Source organism: Sodalinema sp., assembly GCF_046483825.1.
Classification (GTDB): domain Bacteria; phylum Cyanobacteriota; class Cyanobacteriia; order Cyanobacteriales; family Geitlerinemataceae; genus Sodalinema.
In genome coordinates this window covers 1-8,942 of record NZ_JAWOCL010000093.1, presented here as the reverse complement: position 1 = coordinate 8,942, position 8,942 = coordinate 1, and the positions used below count along the sequence as shown (strand labels likewise).

General features: G+C 54.7%; 4 protein-coding genes and 1 pseudogene. 2 read left to right on the top strand and 3 right to left on the bottom strand.

Annotation, left to right across the window (positions count from 1 at the left end; all coding sequences use genetic code 11):
• The 3 genes and pseudogenes from R6U67_RS06235 to R6U67_RS06225 form a co-directional block, all read right to left on the bottom strand.
• Window positions 1-191, bottom strand: a pseudogene (locus R6U67_RS06235) (hypothetical protein); the annotation flags it as partial.
• A 28-nt stretch (window positions 192-219) separates the two neighbouring features.
• Complete coding sequence (locus R6U67_RS06230) at window positions 220-3,330, bottom strand: efflux RND transporter permease subunit (protein ID WP_410251742.1); 3,111 nt, start codon at window positions 3,328-3,330, stop codon at window positions 220-222.
• A 63-nt stretch (window positions 3,331-3,393) separates the two neighbouring features.
• A complete protein-coding gene (locus R6U67_RS06225) occupies window positions 3,394-4,992 on the bottom strand; it encodes an efflux RND transporter periplasmic adaptor subunit (protein ID WP_410251741.1) in 1,599 nt (532 codons plus the stop codon).
• A 404-nt stretch (window positions 4,993-5,396) separates the two neighbouring features.
• On the opposite strand from R6U67_RS06225, the gene gcvP reads away from it, so the two are divergent.
• Together gcvP and R6U67_RS06215 are read left to right on the top strand one after the other, a co-directional pair.
• Window positions 5,397-8,432 (top strand): aminomethyl-transferring glycine dehydrogenase, encoded by a 3,036-nt coding sequence (gene gcvP, locus R6U67_RS06220; protein ID WP_410251740.1) that lies wholly within the window; start codon window positions 5,397-5,399, stop codon window positions 8,430-8,432.
• Window positions 8,429-8,942: Uma2 family endonuclease (locus R6U67_RS06215; protein ID WP_410251739.1), on the top strand; the 514-nt coding region annotated here is incomplete at its 3' end. The genes gcvP and R6U67_RS06215, both read left to right, overlap by 4 nt.

The window sequence follows — 8,942 nt, the reverse complement described above, 5'->3', positions numbered from 1 at the left end:
CGTTTCCCCAGTTCAGCATCCCGAACCACCTGTTGCAGTTCTTTGTCTAGGAACTCTACGGGCCTTGTCCAATCGATTCCCTGACTGGCCTCGGGAAAGAAAAAACTCATGAATGGCTCAAAGTAGCATTCGATGAGGTCTTTCCAGGGGCTATCAAAGTCTATATTTGGGGGGTGACGGTCTGATGTCATGATGACCTCTATTTTGGAGGATTAAATATTACGATCGACCCAACAGATTCGGCAGTCTGAAGCCCTGAAAGCCACCGCTTAACATCTCCTTGACAGAACGATTGAGATTATCCACATAGGTAAACAACACCGGAACCACCAACAACGTCAACATCGTCGAAGTTGAGAAGCCGCCAATGACGGCGATCGCCATGGGGGAGCGCACTTCACCCCCAGCCCCCAACTCCAACGCAATGGGCATCATCCCCGCCACAGTGGAAATTGCCGTCATGAAAATCGGACGTAAACGGGACACCCCCGCCTCAACGATCGCCTTAAATTGAGGAATCTCCTGTTGTTCATTTGCCAGGGTACAATCCACCAACAAAATGGCATTTTTGGTCACCAATCCCATCAACAAGACAATGCCAATGAGCGCAAACAAACCCAATTCTTTTTGAGTAATTAAAAGCGCCAATAATGCTCCACCCACTGACAACGGCAATGCCACTAGAATTGTCATCGGATAGAGGAAATTGTTATACAACAAGACCAAAATGGCATAGATACAGAGAACCGCGAAGGCTAATGCTCCTAAGAAACGAGTAAAAATATCGACCATAATTTTGGCATCCCCGGAGGGTTGCTCAAACACCCCAGGCGGTAGAGGATTCATGGCCGGTAAGTCTCGCACAGCGGTGAGGGCATCTCCGAGAGAAATCCCCTCTAAATTGGCTTCTACAGCAATCTGACGAGCGCGATCGAAACGGTCAATTTGAGCCGGACCACTGCCGAGGCCAATCTGGGCCACCGAGGCGAGGGGAACCAAAGCCCCCGATTGACTGGGAATCTCTAAATTACGCAGAGTTTGCAAATCGTTGCGGTAGGCTTCGGCAATTTGCACACGGATGGCAATTTGCCGGTCTGGTAGGTCAAATTTAGCCAAATTCGCCTCCACATCTCCTAATGTGGCTAAATTGGCCGTGCGGGCGATCGCCTGAACCGACACCCCTAAATCCCCCGCTCGTTCAACATCCGGCTCAATCAACAACTCCGGCTGCACCAAACTGGCACTGGAGGCGATTTCCACTAAACCGGGAATCTCCCGCATTTGCTGTTCGAGGGCCGTGGCCGTCTCCATCAGCACCTCAGGATTCTCACTACTGAGGACAATCGAGAGATCCTTACCACCACCGCCGGCCCCCGCTGACTGGAAACTGAGTCGCGCACCGGGAACCTCCGCCAACTCCGGGCGAATCTCGGCTTCAAACTGCTGTTGGTTCACCGCGCGCTCGTCGGTGGGTTTGAGAATGGCCCGGACCGTGGCCCGGTTCACTGAACCCGTCACGCCTCCACTTCCGGCGGAGATAAACACATTCTCCGTGGCTGAATGGCTCAGTAACACCTCACTGAGGCGATCGCTCACCTGTAGAGTATCGTCTAAGGTCGCCCCAGGGGGTAACTCCACATTGACCGTACTAATCCCCTGATCCCCGTCCGTAAACAGCCCCTGCGGGATATAGGGAACCAGTTGCAAGCTACCAATAAAGAAGGCGATCGCAATCAATAAGGTGGTCACCCGATTCCGCAAGGCCCAGGTTAAAACGCGACGGTAGGGACCCGGCTTAGGAGAAGGATTCAAGAGATTGAACTCATCCCGCGTTTGGGGTTTCGACTTCAGCAAATAAGCCGATAACATCGGCGTCATCGTCGTCGCCACCAGGGTCGAAAACATCGTCGACACCGCCACCGTCACCCCAAAGGGTTGGAAAAACTGTCCCGGAATCCCTCCCATAAACGCCACCGGCAGAAACACCGCCACAATGGTCGCTGTCGTCGCCACCACCGCCAAGCCAATCTCGTTGGCGGCATCTAACGCCGCCTGAAACGGTCGTTTGCCCATACTCAAATGGGTGTCGATGTTCTCAATCATACAGATGGCATCATCGACTAGGTTCCCCACCGCCAGGGACAAGGCCAACAAGGTCATACCATTGAGGGTGTAGTCCAACAATTGCATCACCAGGAAGGTGGGAATAATCGACAGCGGTAGGGCAACCCCCGTAATCAAGGTGGCGCGCCAATCCCGCAGGAAAAACCCCACTGTAATCGTGGTCAGTAAACAGCCGAAGATTAACGCATCAATCGAGGCTTGATAGGAATCCCGAATCTCATTGGCGCGGGTAAAGATCAGTTGAAACTCAATATCATCGGGGAGAATACCATTTTCCAATTCCGCCACCCGCTCGCGGACTCCTTCTTCGACGGGAACCACGCTAGATCCACTGCTGCGTAATACCTGAAACGCGACAACCTCCTCTTCCCCGGCTTGGGTGATGAGTTTGGCTTGTTGACGGCGATCGCCAAAACTATCTTCGACCGTCCCCAAACTCGACAACGGCACCGACTCCCCATTGGCCAGCATAATACGATAGCGCCGTAAGTCCTCCACCGTCGGAGCGCTTCCCAGGGTGCGAATACTCTGTTCTTGTCCCCCCGCTTCCGATCGCCCTCCGGAGAGGTTGATATTCAACGCACGAATCTGGTCGTTCACCTGAGTCGCCGTAATTCCCAACGCCTTGAGTCGTTGCGGGTTCAGTTGCACCCGAATTTCTCGGTCAACACCCCCCGTGCGGTTAATTTGCGCCACTCCCGGAACCTGTAACAGGGCGCTACTAATTTGGCGATCGACCAATTGGCTGAGTTCCTCGACGCTGCGTTGATCCGATCGCACCGCATAACCCATAATCGCCCCCCCAGCAAACTCCAGCCGTTCCACAATCGGCTCATTGATGTCTTGGGGAAGTTCCGTGCGAATTTGCGAAATGGCATTACGGACATCATTGGTGACGCGATCGGTATCCGTTCCCAGGACAAAGTTAATCGTCGTTACCGACACCCCATCATTGACCGTCGACTGCAACTCATCGATATTCCCCAACCCGGCCACCGCATCTTCGACCTTCTGGGTTACCTGAGACTCCAACTCCGAGGGGCCAGCCCCCGGTTGCGTCACCGTGATTTGCACCACAGGAACATCGATATTGGGCGTGTTATCAATCCCTAATTGAAAAAACGAGGCCAATCCCACAAACGTCAAGATAATAAACAAGACAAGGGTAGGAACAGGGCGTTTGACAGACCAGCTTGAGAAGCTCATAGAAGAAGGGAACAGGGAACAGGGAACAGGGAACAGGGAATAGGGAACAGGGAATAGGGGGGGTTAGTCGACGACTCGGACGAGATCGCCGTCGCTGAGGAAACCGGCGCCGGAGACGACAATGCGATCGCCCGGTTCCAGGCCACTGAGGACTTCCACCTGAGACTCCGTCACCGTGGCACGACCCTCGACCACATTGCCTAACTCCACCCGAGTGGCGGTGACCGTATCATCGGGATTGAGGCGAAACACTTGGGCGCTGCCGTCGGCTTGGGGAATCACCGCCGCCGAGGGAATCGTTAAGCTATCGACGCTGTTGGTGACGATTTCCCCCTCTAAAAACATTCCTGGGCGGAGAATCTCATCGCTCGGTAAATCCACCACCACGGTTGCTTGACGAGTCTCAGGATTTATGGTAGGCAGAATCTCTCGTACTCGTCCGCGTACATCAATGCGATCGTCCGCATCGGAGGTGACGCGAACCGGAGCGCCGGGGCGAACTAACGGTAATTGAGTTTCCGGGACTTGTAACTGTAACTCCAACTGTCCCTCGGCAATCAGCGTAAACAGAGAACCCGAAGCACTGCTAACATCCCCGACTTGAGCCTGACGTTCCGCCACAATCCCGCCCTGGGGCGCGACGACCAACGTTTGATCGAGGCGGGTTTGCAACTCCTGAACCGCCGCATCTTGGTTTTGAACCCCAGATTCAGCATTGGCCACACCCGCTTGAGCCGCCTCAATGCCCGCGAGAGTGCTGTCTAAGGTGGCTTGGGCGCTTTCCACATTGGCTTGAGCGTTCAAGACATCGGCCCGGGCGCTATCGACTTCCGCCTCCGCCACCCGTACATCCTCGATGGCTTGGTTCACATCTTCGGTGGCCGTTCGTAAATCTCGTTGTCGGAGTTCTACCTCTTGGCGACTAATGGCCCCATCAGCGGCTAGGCTTTGATAGCGTTGATATTCCCGTTGGGACTGTTCTAAGTTTGCCCGCGCTTGCGCCACTCGGGCCTGATTGCGCGTTAGGGTGGCTTCGGCTTGAGCGACACGGCTTTCGGCTTGACTCACTCCAGTGCGAGCGCGTTCTAAGTCGGCTTCAGCTTGGCGGCGACGGGATTGGGCCTGGGAAATATCGGCCTGGGCCGCCGTTACGGAGGTTTGAGCCGAGTCAATTTGCGACAAGGCTCCCGACAGTTGCGCTTGCAGCACCGAGTCGTCGAGAACCGCTAACACCTCTCCTGGGGCGACGATATCCCCTTCGCGAACGCGGACTTCGACAATTTGTAAGCCAGTGGCGCGGGGGAGAATGGGGAGGAGATCGTAGGCTTCTACGGTTCCACTCGCATTGAGGGTGCGCTCAACGGGCTGTTGTTGTACCGTGGCTGCGGTTACGGTTTGACTGGGGTTGCGATCGCGCTCCTCAGTTTCCGCCACAGGCGTTTCAGAGGATGACTCGGAAAAGAGTCGTCCCCCAATTCCCGCCAGCAAGATTCCGAGGCCAACTCCAATTAAAATCGATTTCCAATGGCTCCCGCCTCGGGGGGGAGAGTCCCATTCTGAGGGAGATTCGTTCTCGGGAATGGGTGGGGCCGACTCCTCGATCTCAGGAGGAACGCCGGAGTCGGTTTTGACTCGTTGGTTTCGGTCGATGTCGTAACTCAAGGGCTTTACAGGGAACGGGAACAACAGATTACGCAACAGTCGTCGGGGCTAGTCGTTGGGGCTAGTCGTTGGGGCTAGTCATTTGGGCTAGTCCTCTGGGCGACACTCCAATCGGGTAATTCCTTTGATATGAAACGGTTTGAGCCAGAACCACTCTAGGGTTGCGATCGCTTGACGGCTGTCAAGGGAGACTCAACAGAAATTTTATTAAGAATTATGTAATTTATTATAGAGGTGTGATGAAAAAAATGGAGCCGTTACCAGGAAATCCACTTCGCCATGACCCAAGATTGATGAGATTGATTAGACTGTCCTTTGTCGTCGTTTCATCGCCCTAACAGTTTCTGATTTCTCGGTCCGATGTTTCGGATTCGCGAATTTGCTCACTTTTCGACGAGAGTCTCATGCTGGATTTGAACATCACCCCCAACCCGAAACAGCCTCATTCGGATGAATCGAGAACCGCTGCATCGTCCCCCCAGATGAGGTTGGACTTTGCTGGCCGTCACAATGGTTCAACGGCCGAAGATGTGGCCAAAATGTTGTCACAGTTGGGTTATCATAGCCTGACCGAACTCATCGCCGATACGATTCCTGAGCCAATTCGCCTCAAACAGCCCCTGGCGTTACCGCAACCGCTCACGGAAGCCGAGGCCTTGCAGAAACTGCGGGCGATCGCCCAACAAAACCAACTCTACCGCTCCTTCCTCGGCTTGGGCTACTCTGACTGCATCACCCCCCCCGTCATTCAACGGAATATCCTAGAAAATCCCGGCTGGTACACCGCCTACACCCCCTATCAGGCGGAAATCTCCCAGGGACGCTTAGAAGCCCTCCTCAACTTCCAAACCCTCATTATCGACTTGACGGGGTTAGACATCGCCAACGCCTCCCTCCTCGACGAAGGAACCGCCGCAGCGGAAGCGATGAGTTTGAGTTGGGGCGCGTCGAAGGCCAAGTGTAATCGCTACTTTGTCGCCGCTGACTGTCATCCTCAGACCATTGAGGTGATCCAAACTCGGGCCGAACCCTTGGGAATTGAGGTGATTGTGGGAGATTGGCAAACCTTTGACTTCCAAACTCCGATTTTTGGGGCGTTATTGCAATATCCCACCAGCAAAGGCGTCGTCTGTGATTATGGGGAGTTTATTGAAACGGCCCATCAGCATCAGGCCCTGGTGACCGTGGCGGCGGATTTACTGAGTTTGACCCTGTTAACGCCGCCGGGAGAGTTTGGGGCCGATATCGCCGTCGGAAGTAGTCAACGGTTTGGGGTTCCCCTCGGTTATGGCGGTCCCCATGCGGCCTATTTTGCGACGAAGGAGACCTATCAGCGTAAGTTACCGGGGCGTTTGGTGGGCGTCTCCAAGGATAGCAGCGGTCAACCGGCCTTGCGGCTGGCGTTGCAAACCCGAGAACAACATATTCGTCGCGATAAGGCCACCAGTAATATCTGTACCGCCCAGGTGTTGTTGGCGGTGATGGCCTCGATGTATGCGGTTTATCATGGTCCGGCGGGGTTGCGTCGCATCGCTGAGGGGATTCACCAGCGGACGGTGATGTTAGCCGAAGGTCTCAAACAGCTTAAGTTTCGGGTGCATGAGTCGCCCCGGTTTGATACTTTGACGGTTCAGGTGGGGTCGGCCCAACGCATCTGCGATCGCGCGGCGGCCCAGTGGATTAATCTACGCCAAGTCAGTGAGACGGAGGTGGGGATTAGTCTGGATGAAACGACCCGAGATGCGGATTTACTAGATTTATGGCAGATTTTTGCCGATTCTCTGGAGTTACCGTTTACTCTCGACCAGATGCGAGAGCGGGTGGCTGAGTCGAACTATGGGATTGGGCGATCGCCGCTGGCCCGCAAGAGTGAGTATCTGACGCAACCGGTGTTTAATCAATACCACTCGGAGACGGAGTTTTTGCGCTATGTCCATCGCCTCGAACGCAAGGATTTATCCCTGACCACCTCCATGATTCCCCTGGGGTCCTGTACTATGAAGCTCAACGCTACGGCAGAGATGTTGCCGGTGAGTTGGCCCGAATTTGCTAAGATTCACCCCTTTGCGCCGAAATCCCAAACTCAGGGCTATCAGTTGCTATTTAGGCAGTTAGAGGCGTGGTTAGCGGAGATTACGGGCTTTGCGGGGATTTCTCTACAACCCAATGCGGGGTCTCAGGGAGAATATGCCGGGTTACAGGTGATTCGCGCCTATCATCGCCACCGGGGTGAGGAACAACGGCGAGTTTGTCTGATTCCTGAGTCGGCCCATGGGACGAATCCTGCCAGTGCGGTGATGTGTGGGATGCAGGTGGTGGCGATCGCCTGTGATGAGTCCGGAAACATCGATATTGAGGATTTACGGCGCAACGCCGAGAAACACGCCGATTCCTTGGCGGCGATTATGGTCACCTATCCCTCGACGCATGGGGTGTTTGAGGAGAGTATTATCGAAGTTTGCGAGATTGTGCATCAGTTTGGCGGCCAGGTGTATCTCGATGGGGCCAATCTCAACGCTCAAGTGGGGTTATGTCGTCCGGGGGATTTTGGGGCCGATGTGTGCCACCTGAATCTCCATAAAACTTTCTGTATTCCCCATGGTGGTGGGGGTCCGGGAATGGGACCGATTGGGGTTGCGGCCCATCTGTTGCCCTTTTTACCGGGTCATTCTCTCGTGTCTCCCCAGTCTCAGCCTCAGCCTCAGGGAATTGGCGCGATTTCGGCGGCCCCTTGGGGAAGTGCCAGTATTTTGCCCATTTCCTGGATGTATATTGCCATGATGGGAGCCGAAGGACTCACCCAGGCCACCGCCTTGGCGATTCTCCATGCGAACTATCTGGCCGGGCGACTCGATACGGTCTATCCGGTGTTATATAAGGGCAAATCGGGACGGGTGGCCCATGAATGTATTTTGGATTTACGACCGTTGCGCAAGTCGGCGGGGGTCACGGTGGAAGATGTGGCGAAGCGGTTGATGGATTATGGCTTCCACGCACCGACGATGTCTTGGCCCGTGGCGGGGACGATGATGGTGGAACCGACGGAGAGTGAGTCGTTGGCGGAGATAGACCGCTTCTGTGAGGCGATGATTGCGATTCGTGGCGAGATTGAGGCCATTGAGTGGGGTGAGGTGGATGAGGGGAATAATCTCCTCAAAAATGCACCCCATACGGCGGAGTCGTTGTTGTCTGGGGAGTGGGAGCGTCCCTATTCTCGGGAACAGGCGGCCTATCCGGCGCTTTGGTGTCGCGAGTCGAAGTATTGGGTTCCGGTGGGCCGGATTGATGCGGCGTTCGGCGATCGTAATTTGGTCTGTTCTTGTGTGGGGATGGAGGCCTACGCGGTGGAAACGGTGGACTCGGTGGATGTGGTGGCTGAGACGGAGGTGGTGAATGCGCGTCCGATGGAGTTGTTTTTAGGGGATGGAGGGAACGAATGAGACCGTTACTGTTGAAGTTGGATCGGGTTGAGTTCACCGATGAGCAGTTTTATCAGCTTTGTTGCAATCATGATGAACTGCGGTTTGAGCGATCGCCCCAAGGAGACTTAATTATTATGCCCCCGGTTGGTGGAGATAGTGGAAACCGAGAAGCTGAATTAACGATTGATTTAGGAGTCTGGAACCGTCAAACGGGACTGGGGTATGTGTTTAGTTCTTCGACCATTTTTCGCCTTCCCAATGGGGCCAGTCGCTCCCCTGATGTAGCTTGGGTGAAACGGGAACGCTACTTAGGGTTAACGCCAGACGAGCGCCGCAAATTTCCCCCCATTGTCCCGGATTTCCTGATTGAATTGCGCTCAGCAACGGATGCTTTGGAGATGTTGCGCCGTAAGATGCAAGAGTATCAGGAGGTGGGGGTCCGGTTGGGATGGCTGATTAATCCGCAGCAGCAACAGGTGGAAATTTATCGTCTTCAGGAACCGGTGGAGATACGAGATTTCCCGGCGG